This is a genomic window from Kribbella sp. CA-253562 (assembly GCF_050942265.1).
In the GTDB taxonomy this organism is placed as follows: domain Bacteria; phylum Actinomycetota; class Actinomycetes; order Propionibacteriales; family Kribbellaceae; genus Kribbella.
On record NZ_CP192049.1, the window covers coordinates 7,659,312 to 7,677,199 of the forward strand.

The window sequence follows — 17,888 nt, forward strand, 5'->3', positions numbered from 1 at the left end:
AGTAGCCGCATCGGCCGCTATAGTGGCAAGCATGGATCAGCTCTCCGCCTCGCTCGCCGCGACCCTGCAGGCCGCCCGGCACGACCGCGACCTGTCGGTGAACGCGCTGGCCGAGCGCTCCGGGGTCTCGCGGGCGATGATCGGCAAGATCGAGCGCGGCGAGGCCCAGCCGACCGCCGTACTGCTGGGACGTCTGTCCGGTGCGCTCGGCATGACGTTGTCCGAGCTGGTCGCCCGGGCCGAGCAGGCCGAGGGCGACGAAGGCCGCGTACGCCGGTCCGCCGACCAGCCGGTTTGGAGTGACCCCGCGACCGGATATCGGCGCCGTGCCGTGTCCCCCGCGACGGAAAGCCCGCTGGAACTGGTCGAGGTGGAGCTCCCGCCGGGCGCGTCGATCTCGTACCCGGCCGACGCGTACATCTTCAAGACCCAGCAGCTGTGGATTCTCAGCGGCCGGCTCCGCTTCCACGAGGGCGACCTGGTGCACGACCTCGACGCCGGCGACTGCCTGGAACTCGGCGCCCCGGCGCCGACCACGTTCCACAACCCCGCGACCACCGTCTGCCGTTACGTCGTCGCACTGGTCAAGACACGTTCCTGAGCACGGCCCGGCCGTGGTTGAGTACGTGCATGGAGGTTTCACCGCTGGTCTGGACCCTGACCATTGCCGGCATCCTGGGGCTGCTTGCCTTCGACTACTTCTTCCACGTCCGCCGCGCGCACGTACCGCAGCTGCGCGAGGCCGCGCTCTGGTCCAGCGTGTACGTCGGGCTCGCGCTGCTGTTCGGCGTCGGCACGCTCGTCTTCGGCGGGACGGCGATGGGCTCGGAGTACTTCGCCGGCTACGTCACCGAGAAGGCCCTGTCGGTTGACAACCTGTTCGTGTTCCTGATCATCATGACCAGCTTCCGGGTGCCGCGGGAGGACCAGCAGAAGGTGCTGCTGTTCGGCATCATGTTCTCGCTGGTCGCGCGGACCGGGTTCATCCTGCTCGGCTCGGCGCTGATCAACACCTTCGCCTGGGTGTTCTACCTGTTCGGCCTGACCCTGCTGATCACCGCGGGCAACATGCTGCGGCCGTCCACCGAGGAGTCGCACTCGGCGCAGAACGTGGTGGTCCGGCTGAGCCGGCGGTTGTTCCCGACCACCGAGAACTACGACGGCGACAAGCTGTTCACCGTCGTCGACGGCCGCCGCGCGATGACCCCGATGCTGCTGGTGATGGTCGCGATCGGCGGCACCGACCTGATGTTCGCGCTCGACTCGATCCCGGCGATCTTCGGCCTCACCCAGAACGTCTTCGTGGTGTTCACCGCGACCGCGTTCAGCCTGCTCGGCCTGCGCCAGCTGTACTTCCTGCTCGACGGCCTGCTGGACCGGCTGATCTACCTGTCCTTCGGCCTGGCCGCGATCCTCGGCTTCATCGGCGTCAAGCTGGTGCTGCACGCCCTGCACGAGAACAACGTGCCGTTCATCAACGACGGCGAACACATCGAGGTCGCCGAGATCAGCACCGGCCTCTCCCTCACGGTCATCCTCGCCGTCCTGGTCGTCACCGTCCTCGCGTCCCTGCTCAGCACCCGCGGCCGCACCCAGACCGCGATGGCCAACGCCCGCCGCGACGCCACGGCGTACCTGGACTCGGAGTACACCAAGGACCCGGTCGAGCGCGAGCGGATCTACCGCCGCCTGATCGAGTCCCGCGACCACATCGTCAAGCTCGGCCCGAAGGCGAAGCAGATCGTCAAGAACGAGCCGGAACTGCTGGAACTGTGCGGGCGCGCGGCGCTGAGCCACGACGCGGCGATCGCCAGTGGGCGGCATCCGGGTGACGATGTGATGGGGCCGGACCCGGCGCCGCTTTCTGGTTCTTGAGGTCTGTCGGTCCCCACGCGGGCGCCTCTGCTCGCTGGCGCTCGCACGGTGCCGGCTCCCGCCCACCCCTTTCGTGGGTGCGCGCTGCCGCGCTCATCGACTGCAGGTGATTTGTCGTAGGGCCTGTTCGATTCCTGCACGACTGACGCCGGTGCCCACCCACGCGGGCGCCTTAGCTCGCTGGCGCTCGCACGGTGCCGGCTCCCGCCCTTGTTCGAGGGGCGGGCTAGCGCCCGGTTGTGCGTGCTATCGCACGTGGCGCGCGTGCTTCGCCCCTTCGGTGCGCGCTGCCGCGCTGATCGACGACAGGTGATCCCGGGAACCCGATGGAGGCGTTGCCCTCGGGCGCCTGGGCGTACGGGCTGTTCGACGGCATGATCGACCTGCGAGTCTGTTGCGCGTTGATCGCGCGTGCTTCTCGCGTGGTTCGGGCGTGCTTCTCGCGCTTCACCCGCAGAATGCTCTCTCTACCGCGTTCCCCCGGACGGCCTGCGCCGAGCTCGCACCACGAACTGCTCCGGGAACGTCCACTCGAACCGCACCGCCGCCAAGCGCACCAGCGTCGTCACCACCAAGCAGACAACCCCCGCGATCGGGATCGGCGTACCGAGCTCCGCGAGCAGGACCAGCACTCCCGTGCCGGCGCCCGCTGCCACGGCGTACAGGGTGCCCACGTGCAGGAACGAGAACGACAGCCCCAGCATCACGTCGCGCAGCATCCCGCCGCCGATGGCTCCGATGACGCCGACCAGCACGGCCCCGGCCACGCCGACGCCGAGGGACAGTGCCTTCGACGCGCCGATGGCTCCGAACAGGCCCATCACGATGGCGTCGAGCAGCACCGTGATGAGCCAGTCGGCTCGTGCGAGCACGGGTTGCAGCGCCATGCCGAGGATTGCCGCGGCACCGGCCACGATCAGGTACCAGTTGCTCCACACCACGACTGGCGGCTGATTGAGCACGAGGTCGCGGAGCAGGCTTCCTCCCAGTGAGACGGCTAGTCCGATCGCGATGACTCCGAGTACGTCGATGCGGCGGGACTTGAAGCCTGCCGCGAAGAGCGCGCCTTGGAGGCCGCCGAGGCCGGCGGCCAGGAGTTCGATCCAGAGCGTCACCTGGAACGGGGTGATCGACATGGCATCCCTCCGGACGGTTGGGCCGGCGCGCGATCGGCGCGGGCCGGCGCAACGTGACGAGCGGCTCAGCGGACCAACGATCGGCGCGGGCGCCGCCTCGGCCTGAGCCCGATGCTCGTCGGCCCGCACCGGCCCCTAGGTGTCGACTCGCCGGCCCAACGTCGACAGCAGCTCAGCAGCTCAGCGACCGGCGGCCGACGCGGTCTTCGCGGCCTCGTCGATGGTGTCGGCGACGACGCCGGCCTGTGTCATGAAGACGGCGTGGCTGGCGGACACGTTGGTGATCTTCGCGCCGCTGCGGGTCGCCATGTGCTGCAGCATGGCCTGGTCGAAGGCCTTGTCCTCTGTGGCGATGACGGCCCAGGTGGGCTTGTCCCGCCAGGCGGCGTTCTTCACCGCCGCGCCGAAGGCCGACATGTTGATCGGGACCTGCGAGTCCCGCAGGAACGCGGCCTCCTCGTCGCTGGCGTCGTGGGCGAATCCGGCCTTGAACTTGTCGTGGTTGAGGAAACCGAAGCCGTCCTCGCCGACGTCGATCACGAACTCCGGCGTCGCCGCGAAGCCTTCGTACTGCTGGCTCGTGGTCTCGCCGGCGTCGGGCGCCAGCGCGGAGACGTAGACCAGACCGGCCACGTTCGGGTGGACTCCGGCCTCGGTGATCACCGTGCCGCCCCAGGAGTGGGCGACGAGGATCGTGGGGCCGTCCTGCCGGTCCAGCACCCGGGTGGTGGCTGCGACGTCGTCCTCGAACGAGGTCAGCGGGTTCTGCACGATCGTCACCTGGTAGCCGCGCGCGGTCAGGTGGTCGTACACACCCCGCCAGCCCGAGCCGTCGGCGAACGCGCCGTGCACCAGTACGACGTTCTTGATCTCCTGGTCGGTGCTCATGCTCTGGTCTCCCTCCCCGCACGGGAGGTCCCGAGCGGCTGCTGTGAAGAGCGGCGTCCGCCGTCTCTGATATGCAATATATTGCACTCTCGAGGGCGACACAAGAGGCGCCCAGGTTTCGTGGATGGCAGCTGATGTGTGCAATATGTTGCAATGCCGATCCCTCAGGGCAGTCCAGCCGTAGACCGCACCCTTCTGCGCGACGACGTCTACCGCCGCCTGCGCGACGCGATCGTCGACGGTACGTTCCGGCCGGGTGAGCAACTCAAGGACGGCGAGCTCGCCGAATGGCTCGGGGTCAGCCGGACCCCAGTGCGCGAAGCGCTGCTGCGCCTCGGGGCGAGCGGACTGGTCGTGGCGTTGCCGGGCCGATCCACAACGGTCAGTGCCATCGACGTCCAGGTGGTGCGGGACGCGAAGGACGTCGTCGCCGCGATGCACGAGTTGGCGGTACGCCAGGTGACGGGGCGGATCAGTGCGCAGGACGTGGAACGGATGCGCGACGCGAACCGCCGCTTCGCCGCGGCGGTGGCGTCGGGCGACGTGAGCGCCGCCCTGGACGCGGACGAGGAACTGCACCGAATCCCAGTGGTTGCGCTCGGCAATCAGGCTCTCGAAGCGGTGATCGAGCGCTTCGACCCCCTGATCCGTCGCGCGGAGCGGTTGCGCTTCGGCGTCGACGGCCGAGTGTCGGTCGGCCGGCACGAGCAGCTGATCGACCTCATCGAGGCCGGCGACGCGGAAGGCGCCGCAGCGGTGGCGTTCGACATCTGGCACAGCCTGTCCGTCGAGGAGAACGCCGAAGCCGAGGCCTGACCAGCCGTTCGATGGTTGCGACGGCGCGGATCTCGCGCGGCGGCGCCGTCAGGAACTCTGCTGCGACCTCTTCGCCGTACGGGCCCGGTACGCCGCGACCGTCGTACGGCTGGCGCAGGCGTTGGAGCAGAACCGGCGTGTTCGGTTCCGGGACTGGTCCATGAAGTAGTTGCCGCAGCCCGCCGCGGCGCACCGTCCCAGCGTGACGGCCGGATCCCCGGCCGCGACCAAGGCCAGCTGAGCGGCGATCACTTGGCCGGCCCAGCGTTCGGCCGGGGTGCCGTTGCGGCTGTAGTGGACGTGCCAGCCGAGGCCGTCGTGATCGGTCAGGTGCATGTCCGGCGTGTAGTCGCGCAACAGGCGATGCACGGCGTCGGGTTTGGCACCGTCGACCAACTGCGCCAGGGCCGCGCGGACGACGTCCGGGAGCTCGCCGTAGTCGCCGTTCGGCGGAGCTGCGATCTCGTGCTCCGCGAAAAACGCCGCGACCAGCTCTCCGTACGGGTCCAGGGTGCCGGTGTTGGCCAGCTCGACGGCGAGCCGGGTCACGTTCCCAATGTAGTCACCGTATTGCACTTGACCCCCTACATCACCGCTGCTTACCGTAGGCGTCATGTTAGCCGACGCCACCTACGTGGCCCGCCGCCTGTTCCTGCTCGGCGAATGGGACGCCGCGCTCGATGTCCTGGGCCCGGACCGTGATCCCGAACTGCGGGCGGAGATCGCCGTCGACCGCTGGTTCTTCCGCATCGAGGGCCACGAGGAGGCTGGGAAGGCGGTCGCGGCACTCGACCCCGACTCGTGGACGGCACACCTGCTGACAGGCCGCCTCGCGTACAGCCGCCTGCAGTTCCAGCGCGATCCGCGCCCCGACGATCGCGCCGTGGCCGAGGCCCACTACCTGGCGGCCGTCGAGTGCGGCGACGAGCTACAGCGCGGCTGGGCCGAATATCACTGGGGCGTCCTGCTGGACAACGTGGACGACGACGCGGCCGGCGCGCTCGCGCGGTACGAGACGGCTCTCGAGATCGCGACGAAGTTCGGCGACGGCTTCTTCGAGTCCTACATCATCCGGCACCTCGCACATTTCAAGGAGCCAACCGAGCGGATCGCACTGCTGCGCCGATCGCTCCACCTGCGAGCCGCCCTCGGCGCCCGCCCGCAGACGATCGCCGCACAGGCCGTCCTGGCCGAGGACCTGCCGGAGAACGACCCTGATCGCGCCGAGCTCATCCGGACTTTTCGCCCGGGCGCGGAAGAGCTGCGCATCGGGTGGCTTGTGTCCCAGAACTGACCGGCGGGCTGGAGCGGAGCGCGGAGCGCGGTGCGCGGGGCGCGGTGCGCGGAGTGCGGTGCGCGGGGCGCGGGGCCGCGGGGCGCGGAGTGCGGAGTGCGGTACGCGGTGCGCGGGTCGCCGGGGACGGGGAGCGGGAGCGGGAGCGGGAGCGACGAGGATCGGGTAGTCGCCGCGTAGTAAGAGGTCTTCCGTCACATCAGCCCGCGCCTGAGCGGCAGCACGTTCTTCAACAGAACGCGCGCACCGATGCGTCAGCGCACGTTCGCGCGGCAGCGCGCTATTCAGCGCGGCAGCGCGCACCTGCCCGTCAGCGCGTACTCCTGCGCGGCAGCGCGCACTCGGAGGAGCCAGTTCCTCAGCGCGGCAGCGCGCAAAGCGAAGCGGGCGCCAGCATGCGCACTCCTGACCGGGCGGGCGGGAGCGGCGCATAGCACGCGACGAAGGAGCGGGCGTAGCCGCCGCGTGGGGGAAAGAACCCGCCTACCCCTTCACAGCCCCCGAAGCCAGACCGGACACGTAGAACCGCTGCAATCCGACGTACAAGACCACGCACGGAATCATCGCGATCACCGACCCCGCGACGAGCGAGCCGAAGTTCACCTCGCCGTACGCGCCGGCTTGCACGTTCACCAAGGCGACCGGGAGCGTGTAGAGCTCGTCCTTGGTGAGGAACGTGAGCGCACCGAGGAACTCCGTCCACGCCGCCAAGAAGGCGTACAGCGCGACGGTCGCCGCGCCCGGCGTGACCAGCGGGCGCAGCACCGAGCCGATCATCCGGAGCGTCCCACAGCCGTCGACATGGGCGGAGTCCTCCAGCTCAGGAGGCACCGAGGAGAACGAGTTGCGCATGACGAAGACGCCGAAGGGCAGATTGACCGTTGTGTAGAACAGCACGAGTCCGAGCAGGCTGTCGGTCAGCCTGAGCACGTTGAGCTGCAGGTAGAGCGGGGTCAGGATCGCCTGGAACGGGATCATCATCGACACCACCACCAGCGCGAACAACAGCGGCCCGGAGCGGAAGCGGAACTTGGCGAAGCCGTAGCCGGCCAGCGTCGCCAGCAGCGCGGTCAGTACGGCGGTGCTGATGGCAACGACCAGGCTGTTGCCGACAGCCCGCAACAGGTTGCCCGGTCCCTCGATCAGCGTGCGGAAGTTGTCCCAGGTGAGGTGGAAGAACGTGCTGCGGTCCGGCGCGGCGACGATCACGTCGTTCGGCTGGACCGAGCGGAACAGGGCCCACAGCAACGGAATCGCGAAGACCAGGAACGCGCCGGTTCCGCCGACCACGTAGAAGACGTTTTTCAGCCGCATCTCAGTCCCTCTCCCGGAGCAGCCAGAACTGCGCCGCGGTGACCAGGCCGACCACGACCACCAGCACGATCGACAGCGCGGTGGCGGCGCCGAGCTGGAGCTGTACGAAGGCGCGGTTGTAGATGTACTGGACCACCGTGGTGGTGTCGGTGCCCGGACCGCCACGGGTCAGGATGTAGAACTGAGTGAACGCGAGCAGCGAGCCGACCACCGAGATGATGACGGCCATCGCGATCGTGCGGCGCAGCACCGGGATGGTGATCTCGCGCTCCTGCTGCCACCAGGTCGCGCCGTCCAGCTCCGACGACTCGTAGAACTCCCGCGGGATGGCCTGCATGCCGGCCATCAGCAGCATCATCGTCAGCCCGGACACTCCCCAGATCACCAGCACGCAGATCAGGCCGGTCGCCAGCGGGCCGTCGACCAGCCAGGCCGTCGTACCGTCGGTGATGCCGAGGCCGCGGAGCAGGATGTTGATCGCGCCGCTGTCCGGCTGTGCCTCCAGCACGGTGACGAAGCTGAGCGTGGACAAACCCACCACGAACGGAAGGAAGAAGACCGTGCGCAGCAGCGTCGAACCGCGGCGCTTGCGGCGGACCAGGACGGCCAGGGCGTAGCCGAGCACGAGGATCGGGATGGTCACGATCGCCGTGTAGAGCAGCGTGTAGAGCACGGACTTGGCGAAAGCGGCGTCGGAGACGATCGCGGTGTAGTTCTTCACGCCGCTGAACTTCACCTCGCCGATCAGCGGCCAGTTGGTCAGTGAGATGACCGCCGCGAAGGCGAGCGGTACCAGCACGAACACCGCCACGAACAGCACCGCCGGCGTGACCAGCAGCAGACCGGTCCGGGGCGGATGGGTCAGCGACGCGCGGCTCATGCCTGCCCCTGCGCAAGGATCCGGTCGAACGACTCCTGGGCTTCGGTCATCGCGGCCTCCAACTCGCCGTCGAACACGGCCCGGCGGAACATCTGCAGCCAGGGCCCGTCCGGCTGGTTGTAGAGCAGGTTGTACGACAGGGTGGTCGGCGCGTACCCCTCCTCGATCCGCTCCAGCGGCAGCGTGGCAAGCGGGTACTTCTTCGCGAACGCCGGCGTCGCGACGTCCGACCGGACCGGCGTGTAGCCACCGGCGGGCAGGTCGGTCTGCTGCGGCAGGTCCAGCGCGAACCGGACGAACTCCCAGGCACCCGACGGATTCTGGGCACCCCGCGGGATGCACATGTTGTCGCCGCCGTCGAAGAACGCGGAACCACCGTCCGGTCCGGACAGCAGCCGAGGCGTCACCTTGGCGTGGAAGCCGGCGTCCGACGCCGACACCACGACGCTGTAGTTGGACGGGAAGATGCCGACCTGGCCGGCCCGGAAGTCGCTGCCCCAGCGCGACGCGTCGTCGGAGAAGTTTGCCCTGGGCACCAAACCGTCGACCCAGAGCTGCCGGTGCAGCTCGAGCATCCGCCGGACCACGTCGTTGCCGGCGATGTTGCCCTCCTGCTGCCCGACCTCGCCGCGGATCAGGTCGGTGTCGGCGGCCCAGATCATCGGCTGGACGACGAACCCGAGCGCGCCCGGACTGTTGCCCGGGAAGCTCCAGGCGTAGACGTCGTCGCCGAGCTTGCGCAGCCGGCGCGCGGCGGCGAGCAGTTCGTCGTACGACGTGATCGCCTGATCGGGGTCGACGTCCGCGCGGTCGCAGAGCTCGGTGTTGAACCAGAACATCGAGTTGTCGGCCAGGTACGGCACGCCGTACGCGCGACCGGCCCGGGTCGCCAGGCGGAGATGCCCTGGGCTCAGCTTGTCGTGGAAGTCGAGCGCCTGCACGGCCGCGGTGAGGTCGGTGAAGGCGTCGCGGTAGATGAACAGCATCGAGTTGATGTCGTCGATGTCGACCAGGTCGGGCACGCTGCGCCCCCGGATCGCGGTCGCCAGCTTCGTCACGTACTGCGCGTCGAGCACCGGGGTCAGCTCGACGGTCAGCCGGTCCTGGGACGCGTTGAACTTCTCCACCAGGCTGGTCAGGCCGGACTGGGTCGCGGCCCGGCACCAGACCCTGACCGTCCCGGTGGCGCCCGTGCCGAAGCCGGGCGCCGACACGTCCGGCTCAGGCAGGACCGAACTGCAGCCCGAGACACCGGCGAGCGCGATCGCCGTACCGAGGAACCTCCGTCGGGTCAGCATGGTCAGTCACGCGGCAGCCAGACCCGCATGGCACCGATCTCCCGGTTGGCCCACGCGTAGTACGGGATCGCCGCGATCTCCACCTCGTCGTCGACGCGGCCCCGGGTCGTGAGGACCGTGACGCCGTCGAGCAGGCTGGGATCGTGGCGCGGGGTGATCGGCGCGTCGAGCAGGTGAAGGTCGTCCACGTTCGCCTGCTGGTCGGTCTGCTCGACGGCGTAGACGAGTGGGCCGCGTTCGATCGCCACGCAGCCGCGGACGGCGTCGACGCGTGAGTGGGCGGTGACCGTACGCGGAGTCAGCGGGAGTTGCAGGTCGACGGTGTCGCCGGGCGACCAGGTCTGGTCCAGCCGGGCGTACTGACCGGCGTCGACGGGTTTGCCGTTGACCGTCGCGCCCTCGGCCCACGCGGGGATGCGGAGCTCGAGAGACCAGTTGGTTTCCGGCGCCTTGGCGACAGTGATCCGGATCGCACCGTCCCAGGGGTAGTCGGTCTCGACGCGCAGTTCGACGGTGTCGGTGGCGATCGTGCTCTCGGCGTACTGGTGGAGCTGGATCGCGGTGTCCGACGTGGTGGCGAGATAGCCGTCGAGGCTGGCGAGGGTGCGCATGATGTTGGGCGGGCAACAGGCGCAGTCGAACCAGCCGCGGCGGCCGTGCGCCGGGCTGCGGTTGCCGTCGGGGTGCGCGTTTCCCCTGAGCTGCAAGGGGTTCACGTAGAAGTACTCGCTGCCCTTCAGCGAAACGCCGGCGAGGAAGCCGTTGTAGAGCATGCGCTCGGTCGCGTCGGCGTAGAAGGCGTTGCCGGTGGCCAGCAGCATCCGGTGCGCCCACTGGACGCCGCCGATCGCCGCGCAGGTCTCGGCGTACGCGCGATCCGGCGGCAGCTCGTGCTCGTCGCCGAAGGCCTCGCCCTCCCAGCGCGCGCCGAGGCCGCCGGTTACGTAGGTCTTCGTCGACCACATGTGGGCGAACTGTCCTTCGAGCGCTTCGAGCAGCGCGGTGTCGCCGGTCTCGACGGCGACGTCCGTCGCGCCGGCCGCCAGGTACACCGCGCGCACGGCGTGACCCTCGACCGTCGTCGCCTCGCGCACCGGCCGGCGGTCGGAGAAGTACGTCGGTTCGTGCCCGTGATCGGCGATGATGCCGTGGCCGCGCGCCTCGACGAACCAGCGCGCGAGGTCCAGGTACGCCGTCGTCCCGGTCTCGCGGTAGAGCTCGACCAGCGCCATCTCGATCACCGGGTGACCGTCGACGTCGCGGAGCTTGCCGTCCTCCGGTTCGCCGAAGGTCGCGACCAGGTGATCGGCGAGCTTGATCGCGACCTCGAGCAGACCGCGGTCGCCGGTGCAGCGCACCTGCGCGACGGCGGCCTGGATCAAGTGGCCGGCGCAGTAGTGCTCGTGGCTCCAGACGAGCTGCTGGTAGCGGCCCTCGTCGCCCTCACGCAACTGGACGACGGAGTCGAGGTAGCCGTCCTCGCGCTGTGCGGCGGCGACGACCGCGGTCAACTCGCGCTGGCGGCGCAACAGGTCCTCGGACGGGTTGCGGCCGTACTCCCAGGCGACGGCCTCCAGCCACTTGTAGACGTCGGAGTCGGCGAACACCGGACCGATCGCCTCGCCCGCACCGATCCCGGCGGCGAGACGGAGGTTGTGCAGGTTGCCGGCTGCTTCCAGCTGGTCCTGACCGGCCGGAATGGCGGCGTCCGCGTTGCGCTGCTGGCGTGGGGACCAGAAGCCGCCGGAGATCCGGGCGCGGCCCAGACCGATCGGCCGCAGTCGGCCGCGGGTGGTGGCGGCTGGTGAAAGGTCCGGGACGGTGGGCATCTGGCGGCTCCTCGCGGAAACAAACGGAACACGTTTTCCTTGAACTTAGGGACCTTTTCACGGCTGGTCAAGAGGGTAGTGGTCGCCGATGCGGCTACCATGCTGGAAACTTCGGAAATGCTGGGAGGACGCCGATGCCGTCACCGAGACCGGCGGTGCCGCGGATCACCGACGTCGCCGCCCTGGCCGGCGTCTCGACCAGTACGGCGTCCAAGGCGCTGAACGACACCGGCCAGTTGCGGGAGGAGACCCGGGCGCGGGTACGGCGTGCGGCCGAGCAGCTCGGCTTCACCCCGGACAGCCGGGGCCGGGCGTTGTCGTCAGGTCGCAGCTACACCGTCGGGCTGATCACGACCGACAGCTCCGGCCGGTTCAGCATCCCGATCATGCTCGGCGCGGAGGACGCGTTGAGCGCGGGCGAGATGGCCCTCGTGCTGTGCGACACCCGTGACGATCCCCTGCGCGAGTCGCACTACCTCAAGTCACTGGTCTCCCGGCGGGTCGACGGAATCATCGTCACCGGCCGGCGGACCGAGCCGCGCGCGCCGATCGACGTACCGATCCCGGTGGTCTACGCGTTCAGCCCGTCCACCGACCCAGCGGACACGTCAGTGATGGTCGACGACCACGGCGGCGCCGCGTCGACGGTCCGGCACCTGCTCACGCTCGGGCGGCAGCGGATCGCGCACGTGACCGGGCCCGCCACACATCGCAGTGCGGTGGTGCGCGCGGCAGCGACGGTGTCGACGGCCGGCGACGCGTTGGCCGGCGAACCGCTGCACGGTGAATGGAGCGAGCGCTGGGGGCGGCACGCGGTCGACGTCCTGCTGCGGACGACCGACATCGACGCGATCTCGTGCGGCAGCGACCAGATCGCGCGCGGCGTGTGCGACCGGTTGCGAGAGCTCGGGCGCGCCGTACCGGACGACATCGCGGTGACCGGCTACGACAACTGGAGCGTGATGGCGTTGGCGAGCCGCCCGCCGCTCACGACGGTCGACCTGCAGCTGGAGCAGTTGGGACGGCGTACCGCCCAGTTGCTGCTGGAGATGATCGGCGGAGCGTCACCGTCAGGGTTGCTCGAGCTGCCGACCGAGCTGATTCCCCGGGAGTCGACGCTCGGCACCTGACGTTTCGTCCGCGCGGCGACCTGGGCACTGGCGGGAGACCGACTGAGGAGGCAGCGTGACGATGCGTGCGGTTCTGGCCGTGGTACCGGTGGCGGAGATCGACAAGGCGATCCAGTGGTACGAGCGGTTCTTCGGCCGCCCGGCCGACACCCGGCCGATGGACTCACTGGCCGAGTGGCATCTGAGCGAGCTCGGCGTGGTGCAGGTCTTCGAGGATCCCGACCGGGCCGGGCGGACGACGGTGAACCTGACCGTCGACGACCTCGACGCCACGCTCTCGACGCTGTCCGGCCAGAACATCCCGTCGACGGATCCGCAACTGGTGTCGGGCGGGCGACAGCGGCTGGCGCTGATCCAGGACCCCGATGGAAACCAGCTCGGGCTGATCCAGTCCCTCACCTGACCCGCGCGGTCCGGTTCCTCGTAGTGTGGGGTCCGGCCGGCGGCGGAAGTTGGGAAGTGGATGGCGACGCGAGTCAGTAGTCGGAATGCGCGGTTCCAGGTGTGGCAGGCGCTGCTGAGCAACCGGAACAAGCGGCAGCGGGCCGGGGAGTTCCTCGTCCAGGGCGTGCGGCCGATCAACCTCGCGGTCGAACACGGGTGGACGGTCAACACGCTGATCCAGGACGCGTCGCGGCCGTTGTCGCAGTGGGCGCGAGATCTGATGCAAAGCCACCGGGACGCCGAGCGGGTGCTGATGGCGCCCGAACTGCTGGCCGAGCTGACCGAGAAGGACGCCGCCGAGGTGGTCGCGGTCGTGGCGATGCCGCCGGATTCGCTCGATCGGATTCCGGTCGGGCCGGACTTCCTCGGGGTGGTGTTCGACCGGCCGACCGGGCCGGGCAACATCGGGTCGATCATCCGGTCCGCGGACGCGTTCGGGGCCGACGGGTTCATCGTGACCGGGCACGCGGCCGACGTGTACGACCCGAAGGCGGTGCGGGCGAGCACGGGATCGCTGTTCGCGCTGCCCGCTGTCCGGGTGCCGTCGCAGCGCGAGGTGATGGAGTGGGTCTCGGCGCAGCGGGCGGCCGGCGTACCGATTGTTGTCGTGGGCACCGATGAGCACGGGACGGTCGACGTGTTCGACTTCGACCTCACGCAGCCGACGTTGCTACTGGTGGGCAACGAGACGTCCGGTCTCAGTGCGGCGTGGAAGGAACTGGCCGACGAGTTGGTGCGGATCCCGATGACCGGGGCGGCGAGCTCGCTGAACGCGGCCAACGCGGCGACCGCCGTGCTCTACGAGGCGGCGCGGCAGCGTGCCCATTCGTTCAAGACAGCGGCGGACGGGTCGGCCTAGCGTCGGTGGCATGACGCTTTCGGTGAGACCGCAGCCGTTGCTGGCGGTTCGTGATGTGGAGAAGAGCAGCGCCTGGTACCGCGGGGTGCTGGGTGGCGTGAGTGCGCATGGTGGGCCGGAGTACGAGCGGGTGACTGTCGACGGGGAGTTGATCCTGCAGCTGCATCAGCTCGAGGTCGGCCATCACCACGGGGTGTTCGGGGATCCGGAGGTGCCATTGGGCAACGGGGTCGCGGTGTGGTTCGAGGTGGACGATCTCGATGCGGTGGCGGGGCGGGCGGACGCCGGGGACGTGCGGACCGGGGTGCATACGAATCCGAACGCGGGGCATCGGGAGTTGTGGTTGCGGGATCCGGACGGGTATCTGGTGGTGCTGGCCGGGAAGTGAAACCGGCCCCCGATCTGCTACTCGGGGGCCGGTTGCTTTGGGCAAGGATCAGTCGGTTTCGCAGCCGATCCCGTCGTTGTCGCTGCCATCGAAGTTGTGCGGGTCCGTCCCGATCACCTTGAAGTAGCGGTAAGGGATGTCGGGGCAGTCGAGGTCCGGCGGAGGCGGCGGGATGCACACCGTCGGGTAGGACGGATCGCAGTTCGGCGGCGGGGGCGGAGGCGGCGTCACCGTGACCTCGTAGCGCAGGTACCACGTCCCGTTCGACGGGCGCCAGACCGTGTGGTCCGTCGCGGTCGTACCGGCGTAGTTGCCCGGGTGCGGGCGGTCGGCGTTCTGGCCCCAGGTGATCGTGCTGCCGCCGCGGGTGAACCAGGTGCCGCGGCGGAACACCGTGAGGTCCGCCTTGGCGTTGCCGACGAAGTTCGCCGGCGCGGGCACGTCGCCGTTCACGCCGTACGAGATCTGGGCGGCGCCGCGGATGAACCAGCGGCCCAGCGACGGGCGCCAGACCGCGAGGTCACTGTGGCTGTCACCGACGTAGTCCGCGGGCACCGGGATGTCGCCGTTCGCGCCCCACGAGATCTGGGCGGCACCGCGGATGAACCAGCGGCCCAGCGACGGACGCCAGACCGCGGCCTCGGCGCGGCTGTCGCCGACGTAGTTCGACGCGACCGGGACGTCGCCGGCCTGGCCCCAGACGAACTGGCCGACGCCGCGGATGTACCAGTAGCCGTTCGACGGGCGGAAGACGGCGAGCTCGGCGCGGCCGTCGCCGTTGTAGTCGGCCGGGACCGGGATGTCGCCCGCCTGGCCGAACTTGATGTTGGTCCAGCCGCGGATGTACCAGGTGCCGTTGCTCGGGCGGAACACCGCCAGCTCGAGCCTGCTGTCCCCGACGTACGAGCGCGGGACGGAGACGTCGCCGTTCTGCCCCCACGTGATCGCGGACGTGACGACCTTGGTCGCGGCGACCGCCGTACTGGCTGTGTTCTGCGCGGGCTTGGCTTCGGCCGGCGCGGTGAGGCCGACGGCGGCCAGTGCCGCCACCGCCAGCCCCAGAGCTGCGGATCTGTAACGCATGAAGTTGTCCCCCTCGGACATCAGAGGCGGTGCTGACGCCGGCTTTCCCCTCCCCCAGGGCCCCCGCCGGCGTACCGCCAACACCCCTCTATCGGCGTCCGGAGTTGATCGTTACACCGCGTCACAGGATTTCTGCTCAGCGGACGCGGTGATCACGCGATCGCGATGATCTCGCCGTGCAGCAGGCTGAGGAAACCGTCCGGTGCCGCCGCCCACGCCCGCCACCCGGCCGAGATCCGCTCCAGCGTCTCCTCCGGTACGCCGGCCGCTCGCGCCTGCTCGGCCATCGCGGACTGCAGCACCCGGTCGGCCCACATGCCGCCCCACCAGTCGCGGTCCTCGGCATTCGCGAAGGTCCAGTTGCTCGCCGTCGCCTCGACCTGCTCGAACCCGGCCTGCTGCGCCCAGGACAGCAGCCGGCGACCCGCGTCGGGCTCGCCCTGGTTCGCGCGGGCCATCCGCTGGTACAGCTCCAGCCACTCGTCGAGCTCCGGCAGTTCCGGATACCAGGTGAAGGCGTCGTAGTCGGAGTCGCGCGCGGCCACGATGCCGCCCGGCTTGCACACGCGGCGCATCTCCCGCAACGCCTGCACGGGATCGGCCACGTGCTGCAGGACCTGGTGCGCGTGCACGACGTCGTACGAGTCGTCCGGCAGGTCGAGCCGGTGCACGTCGCCGACGACGAAGTCGACCTCGATCTCGCGCTCCGCGAAGGTCCCGCGGGTGATGTCGAGTGCCGACTCGCTCGCCTCCAGTGCGGTGGTCCGCCCGGGTGCGACCAGTGCAGCCAGCTCGGCGGTGATCGTGCCAGGACCGGCGCCGACGTCGAGCAGACTCATGCCCGGGCGCAGCCGCGGCAGCAGGTAGCCGGCCGAGTTCTCGGCGGTGCGCCAGCGATGCGAGCGCAGGACGGATTCGTGGTGGCCGTGGGTGTAGACGTTGTTCATCGCGGACTCCTTTGTCTCCCGCTCAGCCTAACGTCACGTCTTGCTTTATGAGACCATTTGTCTTGATAATTGAGACATAGAATCGACCGTGAGGAGCCAGTATGACGCCGGACGAGTTGACCAGTCGCTTCGCCGAACTGACCACGGCCCATGTCGCCGACGCGTGCGTGCGGGCCAAGGTGCCGGTGCGCTGCGTGTCGCTGACGGCGGCCCAGCCCGGGCGCCTCGCGGGGCGGGTGCTGCCGGCTCGGCATGTCGGCAGCGTCGACGTGTTCCTGGAGGCCTTCGGGAAGGCCGAAGCGGGCGACGTGCTGGTGGTCGACAACGCTGGGCGGCGGGACGAGGCCTGCGTGGGCGACCTCGTCGTACTGGAGGCGAAGGCGGCCGGGCTCGCGGGGCTGGTGGTGTGGGGACTGCACCGGGACACGGCTGACATCCAGGCGATCGGGTTGCCGGTCTACAGCCTCGGCGCGATACCGAACGGACCGCTGCGCCTCGATCCGTTGCCGGCCGACGCGTTGACCACGGCAACCGTCGAAGAATGGGCCGTAGGCAACCACGACGTCGTGCTGGCCGACGACGACGGCGTCGTGTTCGTTCCGGCCGATCGCGTCGACGAGCTGTTCGCGCTGGCGGAGTCGATCCGGGACACCGAACACCGGCAGGCCGCGCTGATCGCGAGCGGTACGTCGCTGCGCGAGCAGGTCCGGTTCGACGAGTACCTCGCGGCGCGGGCCACTGATCCAGGACTGACCTTTCGGGCACACTTGCGCGCCAAGGGTGGCGCGATCGAGGAATAAGGTGGGCGGATGCCTGAAAACCTCTCCGCGGCCACCGCGGGTACTTGGAAGCTGGGCGACTTCACCATCAACCGACTCGGGTTCGGCGCGATGCGCATCACCGCGAACCCCGACCGGGACCTCGCGATCCGCGTACTGCGCCGGGCCGTCGAACTCGGCGTGAACCACATCGACACCGCCGCCTTCTACGCCTCCCCCGGCGGCACGCTGCAGGTCGGCGAGGGACCGGTGCGCTACGCGAACGAGCTGATCCGCGAGGCGTTGTCGCCGTACCCGGAAGACCTGGTGATCACCACCAAGGTCGGGCCGGGCTCCGACCCGGAGCGCGGTTTCTACCAGGCGACGACCCCCGCCGAACTGCGTGCGCAGGTCGAGCTCAACCTTCGCCAGCTCGGCAAGGACACGCTCGACGTCGTGAACCTGCGCATCATCAAGAAGCCCGGCGAGGACTCGGTCGCCGAGCGCTTCGGCGCACTCGCCGAGCTGCGCGAGGCCGGGCTGATCCGGCACCTCGGCCTGTCGAACATCCGCCCGGACCACCTCGACGAGGCGCAGCCGATCGCCCCGGTCGTCTGCGTGCAGAACTCCTACGCCCTGGACACCCACCGCGAGGACGACGCGTTCCTGCCCGTCTGCGGTGAGCGCGGCGTCGCTTACGTCCCGTTCTTCGCGATCGCCGGCGCGTCCCGCGAAGGCACCGCCACCACCGACCACTCCGACGCCGTACGCCGGATCGCCGCGGCTCACGGCGTCTCCGAACAGCAGATCCGCCTCGCATGGACCTTGCACCAGGGCCCGCATGTGCTGGCCATCCCCGGCACCGGCAACCCGGCCCACCTGGAAGAGAACGTCGCGGCCGGGGCGATCGAGCTTTCCCCGGCCGAACTGGCCGAACTGAACTGACGGA

General features: G+C 69.5%; 19 protein-coding genes. 10 read left to right on the forward strand and 9 right to left on the reverse strand.

Annotated features, from left to right (window positions below; translation table 11 throughout):
- Positions 1-31: 31 nt before the first annotated feature.
- A complete protein-coding gene (locus ACQPXM_RS36365) occupies positions 32-601 on the forward strand; it encodes a helix-turn-helix domain-containing protein (protein WP_432942524.1) in 570 nt (189 codons plus the stop codon).
- A gap of 29 nt (positions 602-630) precedes the next feature.
- Entirely contained in the window at positions 631-1,875 is a 1,245-nt protein-coding gene (locus ACQPXM_RS36370) for a TerC family protein (protein WP_432942525.1), read from the forward strand.
- Positions 1,876-2,342: 467 nt separating this feature from the next.
- Here the strand turns inward: ACQPXM_RS36370 and ACQPXM_RS36375 are convergent, their stop codons facing one another.
- Together ACQPXM_RS36375 and ACQPXM_RS36380 are read right to left on the reverse strand one after the other, a co-directional pair.
- The gene (locus ACQPXM_RS36375; RefSeq protein ID WP_432942526.1) at positions 2,343-3,011 is read right to left on the reverse strand and encodes a trimeric intracellular cation channel family protein; all 669 of its coding nucleotides are present in this window, start codon (positions 3,009-3,011) and stop codon (positions 2,343-2,345) included.
- 180 nt (positions 3,012-3,191) lie between these two features.
- Entirely contained in the window at positions 3,192-3,899 is a 708-nt protein-coding gene (locus ACQPXM_RS36380; RefSeq protein ID WP_432942527.1) for an alpha/beta fold hydrolase, read from the reverse strand.
- Between the two features lie 153 nt (positions 3,900-4,052).
- On the opposite strand from ACQPXM_RS36380, the gene ACQPXM_RS36385 reads away from it, so the two are divergent.
- Positions 4,053-4,715 (forward strand): GntR family transcriptional regulator, encoded by a 663-nt coding sequence (locus tag ACQPXM_RS36385; RefSeq protein ID WP_432942528.1) that lies wholly within the window; start codon positions 4,053-4,055, stop codon positions 4,713-4,715.
- A gap of 48 nt (positions 4,716-4,763) precedes the next feature.
- On the opposite strand, the gene ACQPXM_RS36390 is transcribed toward ACQPXM_RS36385, so the two are convergent.
- Positions 4,764-5,264 carry a CGNR zinc finger domain-containing protein gene (locus tag ACQPXM_RS36390; protein ID WP_432942529.1) on the reverse strand — a complete coding sequence of 167 codons (501 nt, stop codon included), beginning with the start codon at positions 5,262-5,264 and terminating at the stop codon, positions 4,764-4,766.
- Between the two features lie 64 nt (positions 5,265-5,328).
- Between ACQPXM_RS36390 and ACQPXM_RS36395 the strand changes: the two genes are divergently transcribed.
- Entirely contained in the window at positions 5,329-6,009 is a 681-nt protein-coding gene (locus tag ACQPXM_RS36395) for a hypothetical protein (protein ID WP_432942530.1), read from the forward strand.
- A 483-nt stretch (positions 6,010-6,492) separates the two neighbouring features.
- Here ACQPXM_RS36395 and ACQPXM_RS36400 read toward each other — a convergent pair whose 3' ends face one another.
- From ACQPXM_RS36400 to ACQPXM_RS36415, 4 genes are read right to left on the reverse strand one after another with little or no spacing between them, the layout of a single operon-like run.
- Entirely contained in the window at positions 6,493-7,323 is an 831-nt protein-coding gene (locus ACQPXM_RS36400; protein WP_432942531.1) for a carbohydrate ABC transporter permease, read from the reverse strand.
- Between the two features lies 1 nt (position 7,324).
- A complete protein-coding gene (locus ACQPXM_RS36405; protein WP_432942532.1) occupies positions 7,325-8,203 on the reverse strand; it encodes a carbohydrate ABC transporter permease in 879 nt (292 codons plus the stop codon).
- Positions 8,200-9,501 carry an extracellular solute-binding protein gene (locus ACQPXM_RS36410; RefSeq protein WP_432942533.1) on the reverse strand — a complete coding sequence of 434 codons (1,302 nt, stop codon included), beginning with the start codon at positions 9,499-9,501 and terminating at the stop codon, positions 8,200-8,202. Before ACQPXM_RS36410 ends, ACQPXM_RS36405 begins: the two co-directional genes overlap by 4 nt.
- A gap of 2 nt (positions 9,502-9,503) precedes the next feature.
- The gene (locus ACQPXM_RS36415) at positions 9,504-11,330 is read right to left on the reverse strand and encodes a glycoside hydrolase family 127 protein (RefSeq protein WP_432942534.1); all 1,827 of its coding nucleotides are present in this window, start codon (positions 11,328-11,330) and stop codon (positions 9,504-9,506) included.
- Positions 11,331-11,464: 134 nt separating this feature from the next.
- Between ACQPXM_RS36415 and ACQPXM_RS36420 the strand changes: the two genes are divergently transcribed.
- The 4 genes from ACQPXM_RS36420 to ACQPXM_RS36435 are packed head-to-tail and all read left to right on the forward strand — an operon-like array spanning position 11,465 to position 14,151.
- Positions 11,465-12,460 carry a LacI family DNA-binding transcriptional regulator gene (locus tag ACQPXM_RS36420; protein WP_432942535.1) on the forward strand — a complete coding sequence of 332 codons (996 nt, stop codon included), beginning with the start codon at positions 11,465-11,467 and terminating at the stop codon, positions 12,458-12,460.
- A 55-nt stretch (positions 12,461-12,515) separates the two neighbouring features.
- On the forward strand, positions 12,516-12,863 hold the full coding sequence (locus tag ACQPXM_RS36425; protein WP_432942536.1) for a VOC family protein: 348 nt from the start codon (positions 12,516-12,518) through the stop codon (positions 12,861-12,863).
- 60 nt (positions 12,864-12,923) lie between these two features.
- The gene (locus ACQPXM_RS36430; RefSeq protein WP_432942537.1) at positions 12,924-13,763 is read left to right on the forward strand and encodes an RNA methyltransferase; all 840 of its coding nucleotides are present in this window, start codon (positions 12,924-12,926) and stop codon (positions 13,761-13,763) included.
- 10 nt (positions 13,764-13,773) lie between these two features.
- Entirely contained in the window at positions 13,774-14,151 is a 378-nt protein-coding gene (locus ACQPXM_RS36435) for a VOC family protein (RefSeq protein ID WP_432942538.1), read from the forward strand.
- Between the two features lie 48 nt (positions 14,152-14,199).
- On the opposite strand, the gene ACQPXM_RS36440 is transcribed toward ACQPXM_RS36435, so the two are convergent.
- Entirely contained in the window at positions 14,200-15,234 is a 1,035-nt protein-coding gene (locus ACQPXM_RS36440) for an FG-GAP repeat domain-containing protein (protein WP_432942539.1), read from the reverse strand.
- A gap of 152 nt (positions 15,235-15,386) precedes the next feature.
- A complete protein-coding gene (locus tag ACQPXM_RS36445) occupies positions 15,387-16,181 on the reverse strand; it encodes a class I SAM-dependent methyltransferase (protein WP_432942540.1) in 795 nt (264 codons plus the stop codon).
- 101 nt (positions 16,182-16,282) lie between these two features.
- Between ACQPXM_RS36445 and ACQPXM_RS36450 the strand changes: the two genes are divergently transcribed.
- Both ACQPXM_RS36450 and ACQPXM_RS36455 read left to right on the forward strand, forming a co-directional pair.
- Positions 16,283-16,981: an RraA family protein gene (locus ACQPXM_RS36450; protein WP_432942541.1), complete on the forward strand. Its 699-nt coding sequence runs from the start codon at positions 16,283-16,285 to the stop codon at positions 16,979-16,981.
- A gap of 9 nt (positions 16,982-16,990) precedes the next feature.
- Positions 16,991-17,884: an aldo/keto reductase gene (locus ACQPXM_RS36455; protein WP_432942542.1), complete on the forward strand. Its 894-nt coding sequence runs from the start codon at positions 16,991-16,993 to the stop codon at positions 17,882-17,884.
- Positions 17,885-17,888: the final 4 nt, after the last annotated feature.